Annotated in this window: 10 protein-coding genes and 1 pseudogene; 2 read left to right on the top strand and 9 right to left on the bottom strand. The window is 61.0% G+C overall.

What is annotated here, in order from left to right:
* Positions 1–194: 194 nt before the first annotated feature.
* The 7 genes and pseudogenes from BSY17_RS19740 to BSY17_RS19710 all read right to left on the bottom strand — a co-directional run bounded on the left by BSY17_RS19740 (position 195) and on the right by BSY17_RS19710 (position 14199).
* On the bottom strand, positions 195–3110 hold the full coding sequence (locus BSY17_RS19740) for a glycosyl hydrolase 115 family protein (protein ID WP_083217169.1): 2916 nt from the start codon (positions 3108–3110) through the stop codon (positions 195–197).
* 118 nt (positions 3111–3228) lie between these two features.
* Entirely contained in the window at positions 3229–6171 is a 2943-nt protein-coding gene (locus tag BSY17_RS19735; RefSeq protein WP_237236398.1) for a TonB-dependent receptor, read from the bottom strand.
* A gap of 559 nt (positions 6172–6730) precedes the next feature.
* Positions 6731–6919 (bottom strand): annotated as a pseudogene (locus BSY17_RS21975) (IS5-like element ISLpl3 family transposase); the annotation flags it as partial.
* A gap of 100 nt (positions 6920–7019) precedes the next feature.
* Positions 7020–8516: an MFS transporter gene (locus BSY17_RS19725; protein ID WP_069066742.1), complete on the bottom strand. Its 1497-nt coding sequence runs from the start codon at positions 8514–8516 to the stop codon at positions 7020–7022.
* A 147-nt stretch (positions 8517–8663) separates the two neighbouring features.
* Positions 8664–10736, bottom strand: coding sequence for a glycoside hydrolase family 97 protein (locus tag BSY17_RS19720; protein ID WP_069066741.1), 2073 nt, complete (start codon positions 10734–10736; stop codon positions 8664–8666).
* On the bottom strand, positions 10733–12343 hold the full coding sequence (locus tag BSY17_RS19715) for an alpha-glucosidase (RefSeq protein WP_069066740.1): 1611 nt from the start codon (positions 12341–12343) through the stop codon (positions 10733–10735). The genes BSY17_RS19720 and BSY17_RS19715 overlap by 4 nt, the downstream gene beginning before the upstream one ends.
* Positions 12340–14199 carry an alpha-amylase family glycosyl hydrolase gene (locus tag BSY17_RS19710; protein ID WP_083217167.1) on the bottom strand — a complete coding sequence of 620 codons (1860 nt, stop codon included), beginning with the start codon at positions 14197–14199 and terminating at the stop codon, positions 12340–12342. Before BSY17_RS19710 ends, BSY17_RS19715 begins: the two co-directional genes overlap by 4 nt.
* 147 nt (positions 14200–14346) lie before the next feature.
* On the opposite strand from BSY17_RS19710, the gene BSY17_RS19705 reads away from it, so the two are divergent.
* Entirely contained in the window at positions 14347–15369 is a 1023-nt protein-coding gene (locus BSY17_RS19705) for a LacI family DNA-binding transcriptional regulator (protein WP_069066739.1), read from the top strand.
* A gap of 165 nt (positions 15370–15534) precedes the next feature.
* Here the strand turns inward: BSY17_RS19705 and BSY17_RS19700 are convergent, their stop codons facing one another.
* Positions 15535–18312 (bottom strand): TonB-dependent receptor, encoded by a 2778-nt coding sequence (locus BSY17_RS19700; protein ID WP_069066738.1) that lies wholly within the window; start codon positions 18310–18312, stop codon positions 15535–15537.
* 340 nt (positions 18313–18652) lie between these two features.
* Between BSY17_RS19700 and BSY17_RS19695 the strand changes: the two genes are divergently transcribed.
* Positions 18653–20965, top strand: coding sequence for a glycoside hydrolase family 127 protein (locus BSY17_RS19695; protein WP_069066737.1), 2313 nt, complete (start codon positions 18653–18655; stop codon positions 20963–20965).
* Between the two features lie 53 nt (positions 20966–21018).
* On the opposite strand, the gene BSY17_RS19690 is transcribed toward BSY17_RS19695, so the two are convergent.
* On the bottom strand, positions 21019–22260 hold the full coding sequence (locus BSY17_RS19690; protein ID WP_069067098.1) for an aminotransferase class V-fold PLP-dependent enzyme: 1242 nt from the start codon (positions 22258–22260) through the stop codon (positions 21019–21021).
* Between the last annotated feature and the right edge of the window lie 16 nt (positions 22261–22276).

The raw sequence follows: 22276 nt of genomic DNA, 5'->3' as shown, positions 1-22276 counted from the left end.
CGATCTTCTGGTAGGGTTCGGATGCGAACTCGAACCTGGAGAAGAAGACGATGACCGCCTATACCTTCGTTGCGTCCTGCGCCTGCCCTAGCGACATGCCTGCGAGCGTGGCGGGCGATGCAGCGCGCAAGCGGCCTTTCACGTTACAAAGCCGCGATCGAAATTGCATATGGATCAACCCATAAAATGGTTTTTCACGAGCGCGTTGGTTCGCCGATCCGGATGCTGGGCGGTCCGAAGTAGCTTTCTGGCAACTTACCTCGATAAGCGATGATGGATTCGATCACGATAGTAGGGTCGACCATGGCGATGCTGAGCTTGTGCCGTCCAGCCTGGGCAATCATGGCTTTGAACCGCATGATGCGCATATCCGTTCGGGAATCATGATCATGTGCAGCGCCGAGAAACTCTTCGGTCTCGCGCCTTTCGGGGCTAAAAACAGATATGATCTGCGGCTTGCCATCATTAACCCACAGAGCAAGAGACAACTGATGAGCAGGATTCACGTTGAGCGTCGGGGCGGTAACTAGATCGAATGTCCATTCTCCCGTTTCGCCGACGAAGATCGAGTAGTCGAGGCGCGGCGCTTTGGTCGGATCGACGATTGAGAGCGCATCGACCGGAAAAATCGACATGGCGGCTTCCACGCGGCCATAGTCGGGGATCGCCTCCCACCGGACATCGCCGACAGGAACATTGCGCTCAAAACCGTTTGCCGGGATGGAGAAAGGCCCGGACAGGCTGCCCCAGCAACCTTTTGCCGCACGCATTTGTTCGGCCGAAGCCTTTATGGCGTTGACTGCGACGGAAACGCTAGTTGCGTCGTCCCCATGGCTGATCGTGATTGATCCCTTGGACATCCCTTCCGGCACCTTGCTCCAGTCGATGTCCACCCAGTAGCGGCGATCGGCAGCACTGGTCGAAAAGGCAGCCTCCTGGGTTAGGCCAATCCAGGGTTCGCTGACCGATACTTTGGCGGTTATCGATCGCTTGCCGCGAGGAAAAACTTCTATCCAGCTACGCTCACGGCGTAGGCTATCGAATGTCGGCAGGTTGGGCGGTAAGTAGAAGCCCGGCCACGCCTCCGTTCTGCCTGCGACAGCGACACCAAATGAGGCGACGTCATTCAAATCCAGCTCAGATACGGGAGGCTTGATATCCTGTGTGGGCTGATACCAATCGAAATAGCCGATATAGGTCTGGTCCATCAGATGGTTCCATTTTCCACCTGATAGATCGCGATTATAGGTATCGCGTATCTGATGCGCCTGCGAAAATAATCGCTTCACTTCGATAGATTCCAGGTTGGTGCTCGCACGACCCTGCTCGGCAAACCATGCGTTGCGCGCGGCGGCGACGAGCAATTCGGTCAGATTGCAGCAGCCCTTGATGGGATGGAGTACCAACTGATAATAAGCGGCGCGGTATATGTCCGGCAGGGCTTCGTTTATCGCCTCGGCCTCGCTACGTAGTGCCTTCCACAGGGCGACCATGCGCTCGGCTTCTCTGAAATTTTGCAGACTATATGTGTCCGGCCGCAACTGTTCGGGTTTGCGCCAAGCATTATATTTGGCGTAGCGCGACACCAGACTGGCAATTTTAGCTGCGTGGGTCGAACCAAATTCGCGCGCCGCCCATAGTTGGGTCCATTCCGCGATCCGTTCCTTGGTCACCGCCTTGGGATCCCAAGCCATCGCCAGGAAAAACTCGATGGGCAGTTCCAGTGGCTTCAGGTCGCCGATATTGCTGATCCAGATGCGGTTGGCACCATATTCCAGAGCGAGGTTCATCTGCTCCCAGATTTTAGGGAAGGGATTGGTGTTGACCCATTTATAGCTATAGGGTCCGCCGTTCATATCCATATGATGATAGACGCCAAAGCCGCCAGTGCGGGTCGCGCGCTCCTGCGGGGTGGGCAGGCGACGGATGTAGCCGACATTGTCGTCGGCGAACATCAGCGTCACATCTTCGGGTACCTTCAGACCCGCATCATAATATTTCTGAACTTCGGTAAACAGCACCCATACCTGCGGAATGTCCTCGATCCGCTTGCCGGTTTCCTCCTGCAATATCCGGCGCTGATCGGCGATGATCGTTTCGAGCAATGCGACATCGGACTTGATACCGCCCGTGCCTTCCAGTGCGACATCGCCGTCGCCCCGCATGCCCATCGTCACCAGCAGTTCGCGGTCCTTGCTACGCCGCGCACCTTCGCGGAAAAACTGCTGCACCGCCGGACGATTAGACACATAATTCCATTCGCCGTTTCCGGGCCTACGCGACGTCCATTCCTTGTGCGCGCGGTTCATCGGTTCGTGATGGGATGTGCCCATGACGATGCCATATTCGTCCGCCAGCGGACCGTTTTTGGGATCGTCCTCGTTAAAGGCGTTGTTCCACATGGCGGGCCAGAGGTAATTTGCGCGCAACCGCAACAGCAGTTCGAACACCTTCGTATAGAAATCTGCATTCATCCCGCCGAACTTTTCCGCAGTCCATGCGGACAAACAGGGCGCCTCGTTATTCAGGAAGATGCCGCGATAGCGGACCGCCGGCTCACCCTGAAAATAGCTTCCGTAGGAAATGCGGATCCGATCCCGCTTAATGACAGGCACATCCGCCCACCAATACCAGGGGGATATGCCGATATTCTGTGACAAATCGTAAATTCCGTAGATCGTGCCGCGCTTGTCGCTGCCGATGATGACCAACGCTTCCTCAATGCCAGGCATCGGGTTACGAACCGTCTGTAAGCTATAGCTTTCCCACTTGCCCTTTATCGGTGCGACATCGATCTTGCCGGTTGCTGCGAGCCGGTCAATCGTCGGACTTTCCCCCAATGTTCCGATCAGCACCATCCGCGGTTGGTCCGGCGTGGGCGAGAAGGAGGCATCCGTTCCGGTTACGCGCCCGACATCTGCGGCAAGGTCGCGGGCCGCCCGTAGCACGCCTGCGAAGTCGCTTGGCTCGACGAAAAGGGGGATGGTCCCGCCGGGACCAGCCAGTTCAAACCCATCACCTTTTCCACCGAAGCTGACCGCTGCGCGCAGAGGACTTGCAGCGAGTGCCGCAGCGATAGATGCAGACAGCATATCACGACGTGACAGCATCAGAATGTTCCCATTTTCCTAAAACGGCCTGACTACTGTAAGAGCGCACTAACCCCCATAGCCGTTGGTATAAGAGAGGACGATGCATCGCTGTACCGCCCTCTCTTTTCGTCCTTGTTCAGAAAGTGCCGCGCACACCGACGAGATATTGGACGCCTGGCTTATACTGCGTGAAGGTAGCACCTTCGAACTGGAAGTAGCTGCGCAGGGTGGAGTTGGTGAAGTTTTGAATATCCAGGGTCAACTGCGGCGCGCCCTTCCATCCGAAGACCTTTTCGAGATCGAGACTGGAGGAGAAATCCCACTGCTGATAGTCGTCGGAGTAGAGGGCTGCGGCAGGAATGCCGTTCTGGTTAGCACCGCTGCTTTGCGATCCTTCGCGGAAAGTCGTTGAAACGCGCAGGTTGACGCCGCCATTTTCATAATAGCCGATGACGTTGTAAGTGAACGGTGCGACCCCGAAGGCGGTGGCGGGACCGTCGCTGCGTTGATCGACCAGCGTCGCGTTGGCGTTGAAGCCGAAGCCGCGCACGCCGAAGCGATCGGTCAGGAAATCGAGCGGCTGGACCCACTGAAATTCCAGGCCGTTGACGGTCAGCTTGTTGGGAACGTTGACCTGCGACTGGACCTGGATGGTCGCAGCCGCGGGGCCACCGCGTAAGTTGATGGCCTGCTGCTGCGTGGGATTGAGCGAGTCATAATTGATGCCATATTGGGCGAGGAAGGAGAAAGGCTGGGTGGTGATCTGGTTGTTGGTGAAACCGGTCAGCGACTTGCGGAAAGCGCTAAACGATACCAGACCTTCCTTTCCGGTGTAGAGTTCGACGCCCAGGTCCAGATTGTTGGAGAAATACGGCTTCAACGCAGGGTTGCCGATCGTGGCGGTAGCGGCCGATGGATCGCCAAAGCCAACGCCCGGCAACTGCGCCGCCGGATCTGGGCGCGTCATCGTCTTCGAATAGGCGGCGCGTATCACGGCTAGATCGCCCAGATCATAGGCGACCGTCGCGGCAGGCAGCCATTTTTCATAGCTGTTGCTGGTACGCACGATGGTGACGATGCTGGGATAGCGCGCGCCGTCGGGGAGCGTGGTGGAGGCGGTGGGCGTATTGCGCGGATCGGCGAGCGACACGCGGCCCTCGATTGTCTGGTCGGTCTTGACGTAGCGCACGCCGACATTGAAGCGCAGGTCGTTGTCGCCGATCTGCTGTTTGCCGCTGGCGGTCAGATAGGTGGCGAAGGACTTCTCTCGGATTAGTCCGCCGCTGGCGCCAGTGTTCGAACCACCCGATTCAGGCGCATTGTCATGAAAGGTGTCGTAATTGGACGCTTTCCTGAACTTGTCCCAGTCGACGGTAACGAAACCGGCACGGCCCGGCATCAGGAAGTTGGGCAACTGGCCAACCGGAACGAGCGAACCGCCATAAGTGACGGGACCGGTCTGTCCGGCGGTGTAGCCGGTGCCATAGCCCGGATAATTGGGGTAGCCGGTCGATCCGGGCACGACGGACTCAGCACCCACGCAGATCGGCTGACTATTGGGACCGGGCACGAACACATTAGGGTTGCCCCCGCACACGGCATTCTGCCAAGCTTGGCTGTTGTCGAAGCCGCGGATGCGACGGCTGACATCGTCATAATTGCCGCCGAGCTGAATATTGAGCCGCTCATCACCCCACGTCAGCGCGCCGCGAACGCCCTTGGTCTCGTTGACGCGACGTTCGTCTGAAATGTTGACGCGCCCGCCGTTCCAGACGAAATTATTCGGATCGTTAAGGTCAACGTTTGACGTGATCGTCGGCGCGCCATTCGGACTGGCGGCATAGTCCACTGTCACGCCGGTGCCCATCGCGGTGACCGGACCGGCGGTGGGGATTTCCCGGTGAAAGGTACTACGGGTATAATTGGCCTGAACCGACAGTTTCAGGCGATCGCTCATTTCCCAATCCAGACCCGGATTGACGCTATAAAGGTGTGTGGTCTCGGTCAGGGGCCGATATTCGAGGAAGAATTGAGAATTGGCGTAGGTGCCGCTCGTCACCTGGCACCCAGCCGAGCAGTCTTCCTTGTCATAGGTGGTATTGGTGGGAATAATCTGTCCGTTACGGACGATCCAGGCGATATTCTCGCGCGTCAAATTGTTCTTCTTAAAGCCATAGAGGCCATCGACGTAAAAATGCATTGCGTCATTGGGACGCCATTCGGCGCTGGCGATTGCGTTAATACGGTCGCGCCGACCATATTGCGCGGTAAAGCGGCCAAGACGGGGAATGATGCCATTGTCGATCTGCTGGATAGAGGCACCTGGATTGTTGGCAAGCAGCCATGCCTGATCGATCGTCTGACCCGTAATCAGGCCACCGCCCGCGCCCGCCGGGACGGTGCCGGGGATGGTCCAGTTGCCGCCGCCCGTCGTGTTGCAGCCGGTCGCCGCGCCGCACTGGGCGGTGGTCAGGGCCGGATTCGTGTAGCCAATCGTCTCGAAGCCGCGGTTATCGGTAAACAACCGCTGCCCCGACACACCTACGAGGATACCCATCGTGTCGTTTGTCGTACTGAAGATTGCTGAGCCGCGCGCGCCGACCTTATTGACGCCACTCTGGTTGGTACCTTGGATATTATAGGTAAAGCGCGTGCCGGGACGATCGAAGGGGCGCGCTGAGCGCATGTCGATATTGCCCGCAGCGCCGCCCTCCAGCAGGTTGGCGGTGTAACTTTTGTTGACCGTCAGCTTCGTAAAGAGATCAGTAGGAAAGAAGCTTAAGTCTACCGAACGATCCGTTCCCTGCGCGTCCGTCGCGCCCGATGAAGACACCGCGATAGGCGCGCCATTTAGCGTTACGTTGGTGAAATTGGAACCAAGCCCGCGGATCGCGACGTTCACACCTTCGCCATTAACGTCACGATTGATCGTGATGCCGGGAATGCGATTGAACGACTCGGCAATATTCGTGTCGGGAAATTTACCAATATCCTGCGCAAAGATGGAATCGGTAAAGCCGGTCGGTTCGCGCTTGGCATTGGTGGAACTTTGCAACGACGCGCGATAGCCGGTAACCACGATATCATTGGTGGTCGCGATGGGATCGTTTGGTTCGATCTCGATCGCGGCGACGGTATCTTGGTCGGCGGTGGTCTGACCAACCGCTTGCTGCGCGCAGGCGATAGAACTTAAGGCCTATGCTGCGAACAAGGCCGCGCGAATAGCAGGCTTATGCATTTTCATGGCTTCCTCTCCCTTGTAACTTCCGGTGTTCCGGCAATATGCTATGATAGCGCTACCACCAGATTGGTGGCAGGGTCCGGCCGCAATGTCAAACCAATTTGACGAAGATCGGTGGATAAAATGTGCAGTTGGCTTGACCATTATTGATAAATTGATCGATGATAGGATCGTCATTCTGGATGTGTTGGACTGCGAATGATTGCGAGATCATTTCCCCCTCGCGGCAGTCCGTTTGTTTGGCGATGGCGGCCGACACGACAGTCAGGCACCTTCCTGCAAGGCAGTTGGGATGCTTGATGCTCACGGTTTAGGGCGGTTGACAAAGGGGGTTCCCAAATCGCGTAGGTTTTGATTCAAGGCAGCTTTTGAGGAAGTTGCCTTGATCCGCCGACAGCTACCTTGGATTTATCCACATCGTTTCAATCCGACTGGCGATGCGGCGGAAGCGCTTGAGCTTGTTGAAGAAGCATTCGACCTGATGCCGTTTGGCACTGATGGGATTGGTTTTAATCGGCGCGGTCGCGCCGAGGTTGTCAGTGATGACAGCGCGTAGCGGATCGGCATTGTGGGCCGTGTCTGCGATTCTGCACACCGATCACATTGACCGCCGAGTCGTGTAAGGCGCATCATAGTTTCAGGACGGACATATTCAGCCATAGGCCGCTATGGCGAAATTTCCCCGTCTAGCGGCAGCGTAGCGTTGCCACCGACGCCAACAGCATCACACCGGCGGCGAATGCCATGGTCCAGATGGGTTCGGTCGGAAAGGCGTGGCGCATGATGGTGCCCATGACGGTGGCGACCAGCAGTTGCGGGATGACGACGAAGGCGTTGAACAGACCCATGTAGATGCCAAGCTTCGCCTGCGGCACGCTGGACGCGAGCATGGCATAGGGCATGGCGAGGGTGGATGCCCAGGCGATGCCGATCGCGATTTCCGAGAGCAGCAGCAGTTGCGCGTCGCGCAGGAACAGGAAGGACAAGAAGCCCAGCGCGCCCAGCATCAGCGCGATGGCATGGGTGTTCGCCTGACCGATGCGGCGGGCGAGCGGTTGGAGCAGGAACGGGGCGGCGAGAGCGGCGACGCCATTATAGGTGGCGAACAATATGCCGACCCAGTTGGCCCCGGCATTATAGGCGGGGCTGGCGGGATCGGCCGATCCGAACATATATTGGGCGACGACCGGCGTGGTATAGATCCACATGATGAACAGCGCGGACCAGGTGAAGAATTGGACGAGCGCCAGTTTCTTCATCAGCGGCGGCATGGCCGCGAAATCGCCGACGACATGGCTGAGCAGATTGTCGTTGCGACCCTGACCATGGAGCCAGCGGGCGACGAGGCGCGCCACGCCATAGGCGGCCAGCAACGCGCCGAGCAGATAGAGTTCCTTTTCCAGCGACCAGGTCCACACGATCGCCAATATGACGACGCCTGTCGCGATCCAGCCTGCTCCACCTGCAGGCATGGCGCGGGTTGCCGGTGCCCGACCGGCGGTTTCGTCATCTGCCCGCGAAAAACGGGCCATCTGGTCGGGGGCATATTCGCGCGTCGTCAGCACGGTCCATAGCACCGCCAGGAACAGCGCCGCCCCCCCGATATAGAAGCTGATCCGCACCGTGTCGGGCACGCCCGGCCCGACGGCGACATTGGCGACACCCATCTGGTCAAGCATCCAGGGGGTGGCCGACCCGATCACCGCGCCCGCGCCGATGAAGGCGGTTTGCAGGGCATAGCCGGCCATATGCTGATCCTTGTCCAGCATGTCGCCGACAAAGGCGCGGAACGGCTCCATCGATATGTTCAACGATGCGTCGAGTATCCAGAGCATCATCGCCGCCGCCAGCAGACCGGGGGCATTGGGCATCCCGATCAGCGCTGCCGCCGCGAACAGCGCGCCGACAAAGAAATAGGGGCGGCGACGACCGAACCGGCACCAGGTCCGGTCGCTATAATGGCCGATGATCGGCTGAACCAACAGGCCGGTCAGGGGCGCAGCGATCCACAGCAGCGCCAGATCGTCCAGACTTTCGCCCAGCGACTGGAAGATGCGGCTCATATTGGCGTTCTGAAGGGCGAAGCCGATCTGGATGCCGAAGAAGCCGAAGCTGATATTCCACAGCCCGGCAAACCCCTGCCGCGGGCGGGTTACCTGTGTGCTGTCATGTTGCCCGTCCATCCCGCATCCGCCCCTTAACTTCGCATATTTCCCGGCAATTTCGATATTTTATTGCCCGTTTCTGATCCTATCGGAAAGTCGGACGTCGATGCAGGCCGCGGTTGGCAGCATAGAGCGCGCGCGGCCTGTAGGACAGGAAATAGGATGTCAGCGCCGGCGTGGTTTGCCGCTCGCCACGAAACGGATCGCCTGACCGCCACCGGGCGCCAGCGCGACCGTCAGCCGGTCGCCCTTCCTGACCGTCTTCTTCTCGATCACGATCGCGTGGCGCGCGTCGGTGCGATAATCCGCGCCCGGTCCGTCACGGTAGATTTCCGCGACATAGCTGCGCCCGGCATCCAGAAAATCGAGCGTCACCTGGCTGGCGCGGGCTTCTTCGTCGCCAACCGCACCCAGATACCAGTCATCGCCGCCCTTTTCCTTGCGCGCGATCGTGACATAGTCGCCGACTTCGCCGTTCAGGACGCGGGTGTCGGACCAGTCGGTCGGCACATCCTTGATGAACTGGAAGGGGCCGGGATATTTCGCGTAATTTTCCGGCGTATCGGCGGCCATCACCACGGGCGAATACAAGACCACATAGAGGGCGAGTTGCTTGGCGATCGTCGATTGGATCGTGCTGCCTTCCGACCCGGACAGGCTGAGGACGCCGGGCGTGAAGTCCATAGGGCCGCCGAGCATCTGGGTGAAGGCCAGATTGGCTTCATGTTCGGGCGGGTTCTTGCCGCCGACCCAGGCATTATATTCCATGCCGCGTCCGCCTTCGCGCGACACCCAATTGGGGTAGGTGCGGCGCAGGCCGGTGTCCTTGACCGGTTCGTGGCTGTCGATGCTGACCTTATATTTGGCAGCCGCCTGCACCACGCGCAGATAGTGGTTCACCATCCACTGGCCCTCATGCCATTCGCGATTTCGGGTGCCATCGGCATTCACGCGCTCGATCTGTCCGGCATCGGTGACGTAGCCGGTCTTCACCACCTGTTCGCCATGGTCGGCCGCCCATTTGAAGGCGCTGTCGAGTTGCGCGTCATAATGGCTGGCCGAGCCGCCGGTTTCATGATGGCCGATCAGCGTGACGCCCTTCGATTTCGCATAGGCCGCCAGCGCATCCGCGTCGAAATCCTCGGTCGGTTGGGAGAAATTCATGGCATTGCCATTGCCGAACCAATTGCCATCCCAGCCTACATTCCATCCCTCGACCAGCACGGCGGGGATGCCGCTGGCGGCGGCAAAATCGATATAGCGGCGGACATTGGCCGTGGTCGCGCCATGTTTGGGCCCGCGCGCCCAGCTCCATTCGCCCTTGATCATGTTCCACCAGACGCCCACGAACTTGCCCGGCTTGATCCAGCCCGACACGTCGCCCAGCTTGTTAGGCTCGTTCAAGTTCAGGATCATGTGGTTCATGTAGAGGCCCGCCGCATCGTCGGCGATCGCGATGGTGCGCCAAGGCGTCGAGAAACCCGCATCGCGCGAGACTTTGGCGGTGCCAACGCCCGGCGTCAGGGCGGCGCGGAACATATTGCCCTGCACCCGCGCCAGGTTCATCGCGCTATAATCGACCAATGCCGCTTCATGCAGCGCGACATGGGTGCCGCTGGCGAGCTTCACCGTCATGACGGTCTGCGCCGTGCCGACCGCATCGAGTGGCGTCTTGTCGTAGAGATATTCTTCGCGGTTCCATTCAAAGGCGGGCTTCCACCAGGCGGTGCCGGGCTGGGCGAAGGCGAACTGGGTCAGTTCCTCGGCGATATTGGCATGGTGCAGATTGGGCTGGTCGGGCAGGGTGTAGCGGAAGGCTACGCCATCGTCGAACAGGCGGAAGGTCACATCCATTTCGCGCTGAAGGTCGGCCTTTTCGCGGAATGCGAGACGAATTTCGCTATGGTTGTCGCGGATGGTCGACCATTCGCCCCAGGGCTGCGTCCATGTCGTATCGCGCCGGTCGCGCTTCGTGTCCGCCAGCGTGAGGTTGCGCTCGATCTTGGGCGCGTCGGTGAGCATGAAGCCAAGGCGGCTGTCGGCGATCAGCGGCTGGCCGTCGCGCTGCACGGCGTAGCTGGGGCGGCCTTCGCCATCCAGGCTGACGGTCAGGGTGATGCGACCATCGGGCGAGGCGGCCTTGGCGACGACATCGGCGCGCGCGGCAATAGGGGCCAGCGACAGGGCGAAAAGCGGGATGGCCAAAATGCGGAGGGTGGGCGCAGTCAGTCGCGTCATGCTATATGTCCTTGATAGTGGGCGACGAGGGCGGCGGCGGCGGGGAAGTGCCAAGCCGTGGCACCGCCGCATGTCAGCATCGGCTGCCAGCGTTCCGCATCGTGCGGCGTCCAACTGACCGGCTGATCGCCAAGGTTGAAGATGCAGAGCAGCTGTTCGCCGCCATGGCTGCGTTCAAAGGCGAGCAGGTCGCCGGGCAGTTCGCGAAAATCCACGGTGCCGGTGCGCAGGGCAGGATAGGCTTTGCGCAGCGCCAGCACCTGACGGGTCCAGTGCAGCAGGGAGGCGTCATCCGCCTCCTGCCGGTCCACGGCCAGCGGGCGATGCGCTTCCCCGATCGGCAACCAGGGTTTGGCGTCGGAGAAACCGAGATAGGGCGCATCGGCGATCCACGGCATCGGCGTGCGGGCGCCGTCGCGGGACAGGGTGAGTGGCCAATTGGCGATGGCTTCGGGGTCTTGCAGATCCTCGAACGCGATATCGACCTGCGACAGGCCCAATTCCTCGCCATAATAGAGGAAGATATTGCCGCGCAGGCAAGCGAGCAGCAGCATCTTCATCCGGCAATAGGCTTGCGGGTCATGATCCTTGGCCCAGCGCGATACGGCGCGGGGGGCATCGTGATTTTCAAAGGCCCAGCTTGGCCAGCCGATCCCCTGTTCCGCCGGCCATTTTTGCAGCGCGCTTTTCATCAAGTCGCTGGTCAGCGCAGGGGCATAGAGGAAGTCGAAGCCATAGGCGGTGTTGAGGCGCTGGTCGCCCTGGGTAAAGGCCTTCATTTCCCGGTCGCTGTCCGCGCCGCCGACTTCGGCGACGGTAAAGCGATCAGGATAGGCGTCGAACACGCTGCGGACCTTTTCGAGGAAAAGGGGGATGTTCGGGTGGCTTTGATTATAGGTTTTGAGCTGGAAATCGAACGGGCGGGTGCGCAGGCTGCCATCGTCGGGCGCGGGCGGATTATCGCGCAGATCTGGATCGTGCATCGAATGGTTGATCGCGTCGATGCGAAAGCCATCGACGCCCCGGTCGAGCCAGAAGCGGATGATGTCGAACACGGCCGCCTGCACGTCGGGGTGGTGCAGATGCAATTGTGGCTGTTCGCGCAGGAAGCTGTGCATATAATATTGGCCGCGCCGCGCGTCCCAGGTCCAGGCGGGGCCGCCGAAGACGGACTGCCAATTATTGGGCGGCGATCCGTCCGGCTTGGCATCGGCCCAGACATACCAGTCGGCCTTGGCGTTGTTGCGGCTGGCGCGGCTTTCGACGAACCAGCCATGCTGGTCCGACGTATGCGCCCAGACCTGATCGACGATGACGCGCAGGCCCAGCGCATGGGCACGGGCGACCAGCGCATCGAAATCGGCGAGCGTGCCGAAAATCGGATCGACATCGCAATAGTCCGACACGTCATAGCCGAAGTCGCGCATCGGGCTTTTGAAGAAGGGCGACAGCCAGATCGCATCGACGCCCAGTGACGCGACATAAGGCAGGCGGGCGGTAATGCCGTTGAGGTCGCCGATACCGTCGCCGTTGGAGTCGGCGAAGCTGCGCGGATAGATTTGGTAGATGGCGGCACCGCGCCACCATGGTTCAGGCATGTCGGTCATTCAGGGGACTTTGCAGATGGCGAAGACGGCGCGCGGACAGCGCACAGGCTGTAGCCGAGAGGGGGGAGGGTGACGGCCAGGCTGCCAGGCGCAGCGGCTCGGCCAGCGCAGGGTGCGCCCGCCAGCGTGGCGAAAGCGTCCGAGCGGACATCGACCTGGACATGGGTCTGGATCGGCGCGGTCGATGTGTTGAAGGCGATCAGATATTCAGCGCCAGTGTCGGGGTCGAAGCGGGAGAGGGCGAACAGGCCGGGTTCCTCCGACCGGGCACGTACCACCTGCTTGCCCCGGCGCAGGGCAGGGTGGGCGGTGCGCAAGCGGGCGAGCGAGGCGATGGTGCGATAGAGGCTGTGCGAGGGATCGAAGCGGGGCGTGGCGGTCGTCGCTTCCGTGCCCACGAGGCGGTTGTCATTGTAGATGGCGACCTTGCTGCCGAACATATCCTCGCGCGCGTCCTGATCGCCGCCGTCACCGGAAAATCCCTGTTCATCGCCATAATAGAGCGTCGGTGCGCCGCGCAGCGTCAGCATCATGGCGTGGCCGAGCGTGACGCGGTCCAGCACTTCCTGTTCGCTGACGGCGGGAAAGGCGCGGCGGACGAAGGTCGCGAAGCGGCCGTTGTCGTGATTGCTGATGAAGGTCGGCAGTTGCCGCGCGGTAGCCTCACCCTCGACATAGAGGGCATCGCCCTGGAGCATCTTTTCCCACAGGGCGGTTGCGCCCTTGCCCGCGACGGTCTGGATCGCGACCTGATGAAAGGCGAAGTCGAGGACCGAGGGAAAACCGCCCTCGCGCGTGTGCCAAGCGAGCGGGCCGGACAGGATATCGCTTTCCGACACTTCGCCGAAGATGTGGAAATTGGGGATGCCCCTGGCTTTTGCGCGGGCCTGCATGGCGGGGACGAAGGCCTGCCAAAAATGCGGGTCGACATGGCGGGCGGTATCGACGCGGAAGCCATCGACACCGAAACGGTCGATCCAGTCGCCGAATATCTCGATCATCCCGGCGATGACGCGCGGATTTTCGGTCATGAGGTCGTCCAGCCCGACAAAGTCGCCCATCGTCGCGCTTTCGCCGCGATAGGTGGTTTCGCCCCTGTTGTGATAGAGGGTGACGTCGTTCAGCCAGGCGGGCGTCTTGGCCTGTTCCTCGCCCTTGGGGATATAGGGCGTATAAGCGTAGGACGGATCGGTCAGCTGGGCGAAATTGTCCGGGCGATGGTCATCATCGCTGGTGAAGCCGGGATTGATCGGCTGGCCGGTGACGCCGCCGCGCCGTTGATAGGGATAGTCCGCGCGCGAGCGGTAGGTGCAGGCGGAAACGGCGCATTCGCGATATTGGATGACGTCGGCGGTGTGGTTGGCGATGATGTCCATATAGACTTTCATGCCCCGCCTGTGCGCGGCCTCCACCAGTGCCGCGAAATCGGCGTCGGTGCCGAAATGCGGATCGACATGGGTGAAGTCGGTGATCCAATAGCCGTGATAGCCCGCACTTTCCTGGCCCTTGGCACCCTGCACCGGCTTGTTGCGGAAGATGGGGCCGACCCAGATGGCGGTCGCGCCCAGCCCCTGAATATAGTCGAGCCGCCGGGTGAGGCCTTTGAGGTCGCCGCCATGGAAAAAGCCCTTGGCCGTGGGGTCATAGCCATGGGTCAGCCGGTCGCCGCCAAAGTCGCCCTTGTCATTGCGCGGATCGCCATTGTTGAAACGGTCGGGCAGGACGAAATAGATGATTTCATCCTCCGGCAGGCGGGCGCGAAAATCTGCGGGAGCGGGGGGCGCGGCGGGTGCTGACAGGGCGGGGGTGGCCAGCGCCATCAGCGCTGCGAACAGCATGGGATTGCGCTTTCGCATTCCTCTTCCTCCTCTGGTCCGCACTGGCCTGATCGCCGCGGTCTTATGCCCCCTTCTTAGTCGGCCTTTGTTGGTGCGGCCAAGGATGCGACATACGTATTCAAAGCCCGGCTTTCCAAGCGTGCCGGAGCGGCGTAGGATCAGGCGATGGCCGTCAATGAGAAAATCACGTCGTTCGACATCGCGACATTGGCCGGTGTTTCCCAGCCGACCGTATCGCGCGCGCTGCGCGGCGACCCCACGGTCAGCGAGGGGACGCGCAAGCGGATCGAGGCGATCGCCCGCCAGCTCAACTATGCGGTGGACAAGAATGCGTCGTCGCTGCGCCGGGGAAAGAGCAACACGCTGGCGCTGCTGTTCTTCGAGGATCTGCTGCCCGACGAAAGCTGGATCAATCCCTTCTTCCTGTCGATGCTGGGGCCGATCCTGCAAACCTGCGCCAAGCGGGGCTATGACCTGCTGACATCCTTCCAGCAATTGTCGACCGACTGGCATGTCGATTATGAAGATAGCCGCAAGGCCGACGGCATCATCCTGCTCGGCTATGGCAATTACGAGATTTATCGCGTTCGGCTGGAACAGCTGGTGGCACAGGGGACGCATTTCGTCCGCTGGGGTTCGGTCGATGACCATGCGTTGGGCATGACCATAGGCTGCGACAATCGGCAGGGTGGGCGCGATGCGGGCCGGCATCTGATCGAACGCGGCCGCCGCTCGATTGCCTTTCTGGGCGATGCGTCCAACCGCTATCCCGAATTTCGCGATCGTTATGCGGGGCTGACCGAAGCGATGGTGGAGGCGGGCCTGCCGGTCGATCCGGGTCTGCATGTCGATGCGCTGTCGATCGAACATTCCGGCCATGAAGCGGCGCGCCGCCTGATCGCGCGTGGCATTCCGTTCGATGCTATTTTCGCCGGGTCGGACCTGATCGCGATCGGCGCGATGCGCGCGCTGGAGGAGGCGGGGATGACGGTGCCGAACGATGTGGCGATGATCGGTTTCGACGATATTCCCGCGGTCAGCCTGACGCGCCCGCCGCTGACCACGGTTGCGCAGGATTATCTGCTTGCGGGCGAAGTGCTGGTCGATGCGCTGATCGCCCAGATCAAGGGCAAGCCGGTGACGCCGACGCTGTTGGCGCCACGGTTGGTCAGCCGGATGACCGCCTGATCGCGTTTCACACGGTCGCGCAGCCCGAACGGTGGAAATCGGCAATGTTCCTGAAAAAAAAAGGACCGCCCTCTCCTGAAAGAAGCGGCGGTCCCGGCACTGCCTGCGTGCAGTCAGGCAGATCAGAGGGTCATCCTCCCCCGCCGGGGGAGGATTTGAGAAGCGTTAGAATTTGTAGGTGAGGCCCAGATAATAATCGCGGCCATAGCGTTGATAGTCGATGACCTGGCGCGGGTCGTCATTCTGGTAGGTGACGAAGGGCTGGTCGGTAAGGTTCTTGCCCTGGAGCAGGATCGACAGGCCGGTGAGCGGACCCGACTGGAATTCATAGCCGATCTGTGCGTCCAATATGCCCTCCGCCTTGGCCGTGCGGAAGGTGGGGGCTGCCGACAGGCCAGCGACTTCGCCCAGGAAGGATGAGCGGTAGCGATAGCTGACTCGTGCCTGGAAGCCGCTGCGTTCAAAATAGGCGGTGCCGCTGGCGACCCATTTGGAGAGGCCCGGCAGGGTCACGGTCGCGCCGGGATTGCTGCCATATTTGACTTCGCTGTGGGTGTAGGAGCCGCTGGCGAAGAGGCCGAAACCGTCAAGGGTCTCGGTGAACAGCTTGAAGGGCAGCGATGCGGTGGCTTCCGCGCCGATGATCGTGCCCTTGCCGTTGTTGGCGGGGGCCTTCAGCAAGCCGATGGCACCGCCATTGGCGATGATTTCGTTGCGAATATCCGCAGGCAAGGCGGGCAGAAGCGACGAGAAGTCATAAGCGATATTGTTGTTGGGATCGACGAAGTCGGTCAGATTCTTGAAATAGCCCGACAGCGAGACATAGCCGCCATTGCGGAAATAGCGTTCCACCGACAGGTCGATGTTGGTCGATTGATAGGGACGCAAATTGGTGTTGCCGCCGTTCGAGCTGAACGGGCTATTGAACGGGTCGGAACCCAGGCCGATCTTCGAGGGATCGAAGCTGAATTCCTGGTTCACCCGCTCCTGGTCGAGGCGCGGGCGGACCATGGCCTGCGCCGCGCCGAGCTTGATGAAGAAACCCGGTTCCAGCTCTACCGACATCTGCGCGCTCGGCAGGAAATCGGTATAGCTGGTCTTGCCCGAAGCAGGCACCACCGTAACCACGCCATCGGCGAAGCTGGAAATAGTGCCGACCGAGCGCTGCCTGGAATGGATCACCTGCGCGCCGAACGCGCCTTTGAGCGGCTTGCCGCCCAGTTCGCCGTCCATCGTCATCTTGGCATAGCCCGTGAACACATCTTCCTTCACGAAGTTATCGCGCACGAGCGATTGCGGGCGATTATCATATACCGCGTCGAGGACATTATTGTAGAGATAGAGCGGATCAAGCGTCAGCATCGCCGGAACGCCCAGATAGCCGAGCGAGACGTTGGAGCCGAGCAGCGCTTCGCTGGGAACGGGGGCTGAACCGGGGGTGCCGCCCGCGATGGTGCAATCAGTGCCGCCCGTCGGACACAGGAAATAGCTGGTGAAGGCACTGGTTTTCTTGCGACGGCTGTAATTGCCGCCGACTTCCCAGTTGCTGAAGATGCTGCCTTCAATCTCGCCCGTCAGGTTCGTGCGGAACGAGCGTAGATCGTCGATGAATTTGGGCTGGTTCAGGAAGCCCGCCTGCACCACGGCGGTCGTGCCATTATAGCCCCAGCCATTGGGATCGGTCAGGCTGATGATGCTGGTGTCAGTATAGTCGATGGTCGGCACGATCTGAAACAGGCCGTTGGACTGGCGATCGACGCGCACGGTGTCGGGCACGCCCGACCGCAGATAGCCGGTGCCCGAATAGGTTTCGAGCAGGAAGTCGGTGCGCTTGGCGCGCGACCAGCTGGCATCGACGTTGAAGTAAAGCCTGTCGTTCAGGCGGAACTGGTTGTTCCAGCCCAGCGAGATGGTGTCGGCGGTGCGCTTGTTATAATCGTTGCGCTGCACGCCATAGACGTTGCTGAAGGTCGCGCCGGTGACGAAGCCATCTTCCACCGTCACATCGCTAACGCCGACATTGGTGCCCCAGACCAGCGGAAATTCGATGCCGCGCAGGCGCTGTTCTTCCTCAAAATGCGAATAGAGGACGTCGAAGGTCGAATGGAAATTGTCGCTCGGCTGCCATTCCAGCGTGGCGACGGCGCCATAGCGCTTCAACAGGTTGGATTGAACATAGGGTTTGGCGCCGCCGATGATCAGGTTGTTGTCGGCATCGGTCGGATAGCCCCAGGCGTTGAAGCGCTCATTTTGCGACGGGGTGTGCGAGGCGGAAAAGCCGATGGCGAGGCCCAGCGTATCGTCGGCATATTGATCGACATAAGTGGCCGACGCGCGATAGCCATAGCGTTCGCCATCCGGGTTCAGCTTGTCGAGGCCATTCATCTGGCCACGCAGGGCAACGGCGATGATGCGGTCATTCTTGTCGAGCGGGCGGAGCATTCTAAGGTCGACCGTGCCGGAAATGCCGGCCGCGATGAGGGCAGCGTCGGAACTCTTGTAGACATTGACGTTCTGGAAAAATTCGGACGGATATTGATCATATTCCACGCCGCGATTGTCGCCGACGGTCACCTGTTCGCGCCCGTTGAGCAGGGTGGTGGAAAAGTCCGGGCCAAGGCCACGGATCGACAGGCGCTGGTCGCGCCCTTCGAGACGCTGGGCGGTGACACCCGGCAGGCGGGCGAGCGAGTCCGCGATCGAGACGTCGGGCAGCTTGCCGACATCTTCGGCCGTGATGGAATCGACGATCAGCACCGAATCGCGCTTCATCTTGGCGGCGGAGGCCAGCGATGCGCGGATGCCGGTGACGACGATGGCATCGACGGGTTGGTCGGCGGCGGCAGGCGCATCGGTCGTTTGCGCGGATGCGATCGACGTTACGGAAAGCGAAACGCCCGCCATCAAAGCCGCGCGCAGAACAGAACCATATATAGTGTGCATTGCAGAAACACCCTCCCCAAGACGCCTGTGACGGCGCTTCTTGCCGCTTTCGCGGGTCTGAAAGGATATTAGTCCTGCGATGCCCGATCTGCACAGCATCCCACATACGTATTCAGGGGATTGGGCGGTATTGGACCTGTAGCTTGGCAATTCCTCAGTTTGAATTGGGCGTTGGCTCGCAGGGAAACAGATAGCTCATGTGCTGGGGTGGGCGACTCTCAGCATCGATAGCCACATCCAAATCACCATGCACCGCATCAGAATGATCGCGGCTTGATGGCATTTACTCATACAAAAAGAGGAGATAGGGTCGGCCCAACGACTGGATCAGGAGAGTGACATGGATTGGACGCGTCGCGCTATGTTGGGGGCAGGGGTTGCGCTCGGTACGATGCCGTCCTTTGCCTGGGCGGCGCGCGCCGCATCATCGGGGGCGACGCCCTTTCCCTTGTCGCAAGTGCGATTGAAGCCGTCGATTTTCCTGACCTCGGTACAGGCGAACCAGCGCTATCTTCTGTCGCTCGATGCGGATCGGTTGCTGCATAATTTCCATGCCGGGGCTGGGCTGCCGACCAAAGGCGATGTCTATGGCGGATGGGAGTCGCGCGGCATCGCCGGGCACTCGCTGGGTCATTATCTGAGCGCGCTGTCGCTGATCTACGCGCAGACGGGCGATGCGCCGTTTCGCGACCGCGCCGCCTATATCGTGCGCGAACTCAAGGCGATCCAGGTGAAGCAGGGCGACGGTTATGCGGGCGGTACCACGGTCGAGCGTGACGGCAAGACCGTCGATGGCAAGATCGTCTATGAGGAACTGCGCAAGAGCGACATCCGATCGACCGGGTTCAGCCTGAACGAAGGATGGGTGCCGCTTTATACCTATCATAAGGTCATCGCCGGTGCGCTGGATGCGCATTATCATGCGGGCATCAGGGATGGCCTGTCGGTGGCGATCGGCCTTGGCGACTATCTCGGTACGATCGTGGAAGGTTTGAGCGATGCCCAGGTGCAGGATATCCTCCGCACCGAGCATGGCGGGCTGACCGAATCCTATGCCGAATTATATAAGCGCACGGGCAATCGCCGCTGGCTGACCCTGTCCGAACGGATGCGGCATCATGCGATCGTCGATCCGCTCCTGGCCGGGCGCGACGAACTGGCGGGCAAGCATGCCAATACGCAGATCCCCAAGATCGTCGGCGAAGCGCGGCTGCATGAGCTGACCGGCAATGCCGACCAGGCGAAGGTGGCGCAATTCTTCTGGGCCACCGTCACCAACGATCACAGCTATGTCATCGGCGGCAATTCGGATCATGAGCATTTCGGCCTGCCGCGGCAATTGGCCCAGCGGCTTGACCAGCAGACCTGCGAGGCGTGCAACAGCTATAATATGCTGCGGCTGACACGGCATCTGTACGGGTGGAACGGCGACGCGCGCTATTTCGATTTTTACGAGCGGTCGCACCTCAATCACATTATGAGCCAGCAAGACCCCAAGACGGGTATGTTCACCTATTTCACGGGGCTGGCATCGGGGATGGCGCGCGTCCATTCGAACCCGACCGAGGATTTCTGGTGCTGCGTCGGGTCGGGCATGGAAAGCCATTCCAAACATGGCGAGAGCATTTATTGGAAGCGTGACGACGCGGTCGCGATCAACCTTTATTATGCGTCGACGCTGAAGGCGCCCGGCGCGCAGATCGACATGGATACCGCCTTTCCGCTGGACGATATGGTGCGGATTGCGGTGGCGAAAGCGCCGAAAAGGCTGGCGCTGCGCGTGCCCGGCTGGTGCGCTACCCCTGAGTTGCAGGTGAATGGCAAACCGGCGGGGGTCCGCGAAGACGGCTATCTGATGCTGACGGGCTTGAAGGCAGGCGACCAGATCACATTGTCGCTGCCCATGACGGTGCGGGTCGAAGCAATGCCCGACGATGCCAAGCTGATTGCTTTTCTGAGTGGCCCCTTGGTGCTGGCGGGCGACATGGGGCCGCGCGAACGGTCGTGGGAGGGCGTGGACCCGTCCCTCGTCACCGACCAGAGCGCGCCGGCCCTGGTGGCGGCAGGCGGCCTGCACCAATATCGTCTAGGCGAGCAAGGCAAGCCGGGCGACCTGACGTTGCGGCCCTTCTTTGCGCAGCATGACAACCGCACCGCCGTCTATTTCCGCCGCTTCGATACCGCCGAATGGCAGACCGAACGGGTGGCGTGGGAGAGCGCAGCCAAGGTGCGGGCGGACCTGGCCGCGCGCACGATCGACGTCATTCGCCTGGGCGAACAACAGCCGGAGGTCGATCATGGCTTTGCCGACAGTGGCGGATCGGAGGCGGTTTCGCACGTCGCGGACCGCAGCCGGATCGTGAACAAGGGCTTTTTCGAGTTCGACCTGGCGGTCGCGCCGGGACCGCTGGCGTTGCAAGTCGTTTATAGCGGTGGCCAGCGCGACAAGGATTTCCGCATCCTGGTGGATGGCAAACAATTGGCGCGCGAACGGCTGACAGGCGCGGTAACGTCCGCCCGCAATGTCCAGACCTATGCGCTGCCCGCCGACACGGCGCGGGGGCAGTCGAAGATCCGGGTCCGTTTTGAGGCCGATGCCTGGCAAGGGGTGGAAGTCTACTCCGCTAGCACGATACGGGCGCAGGTAACGTAAGGGCGAACCTCCGGCTCTCGGAGCATTTGGTAATGGTCGACCTTGCGTCGGGATTAAAGCGATGCGCCGATTGACCGGAGCGCGCGGACCAGGGCATCGATGTCGTCCGCGCCGTTGAACAGGGCGGGGGTTATGCGCACGCAGGCGCCGCGCGCTGGGCCGTTGCGCTGCACGGAGAAGATGCGATGCTCGTCGAGCAGGCGTTTGGCGATCGCGGCATTGGCGCTGGCGCTTGTGTGGCCCGTGTAGCGGAAAGAGGTTATTCCACCGTGCAGGCGCGGGTCGGCGGGCGTCAAAATTTCCAGCCCGGACGTACCCCGCAGGGTTTCGGCCCAGCGATCGCGCAAATACTGCAACCGGGCGGCGCGGGCGGGTCCGCCGATAGCGTCCTGAAAATCGAGGGCGGCGGGGACGGTCAATTGCGCCGCGAAATCTACCGTGCCGGTGTGGACGCGCGCATAGGCGTTCGCGGCGAAGGGTGGCGCATTGCCGATGTCGGGATCGATCAGGTCGATCTTGGCCTTGCGGATGTAGATGACGCCAACGCCAAGCGGGGCGCCCCACCATTTATGCAGATTGAAGCCGATGAAGTCGGCATCCAGGTCGGGCAGCGCGAAATCGATCTGGCCCCAGCTGTGTGCCGCATCAACGATGGCATCGACGCCCCGCGCGCGGGCCATGGCGACGATCTCCCGCACCGGGATGACGAGGCCAGTGCGGTGGCTGAGATGGGTCAGCAGGATGAGCCGAACGCGCGGATTGGCCTTGAGCGCCTGCTCATAGCTGTCGATCAACCCCTGATGCGTGGCGGGTTCGGGAAGGTCGATGCGGACGACATCGACATTGCGGCTATGTTTCAGCGAGCCGAAACAGGCCTGCATGCTGTCATAGTCGAGATCGGCATAAAGTATGGCATCGCCGGGTCGCAGCCGATTATAGCCGCCGATCAGGCTTTTGAGCGCTTCGGTCGCATTGCGGGTGAAGGCGATTTCGCTGGGATCGACCTGCATCTTGGCCGCGACGCGATCGCGCACGGCGATCAGGTCGGGCGTCAGGCCGCGCCGGGCATAATAGCTGGTGGCGCGATTGACCTGCCGGACCTTCGCTTCATAGGCTTCCAGCACCGGGCGGGCCATCATGCCCCAATTGCCATTTTCCAACTGGATGATGTCAGGCACTACATCATAATGCGCTGCGATCTTGGCCCAATGGCTTTCGTCATCGGGCCGGACGGCCGCCGCCGTCGGCAGGGCGGCGTCGATCCGTCCTGCCAGCGGGGCTGCCGCCGTTGCCATCATCATCTGCCTGCGA

This window comes from Sphingobium sp. RAC03 (genome assembly GCF_001713415.1).
Classification (GTDB): domain Bacteria; phylum Pseudomonadota; class Alphaproteobacteria; order Sphingomonadales; family Sphingomonadaceae; genus Sphingobium.
This window is presented reverse-complemented; position numbering and strand designations above follow the sequence as displayed.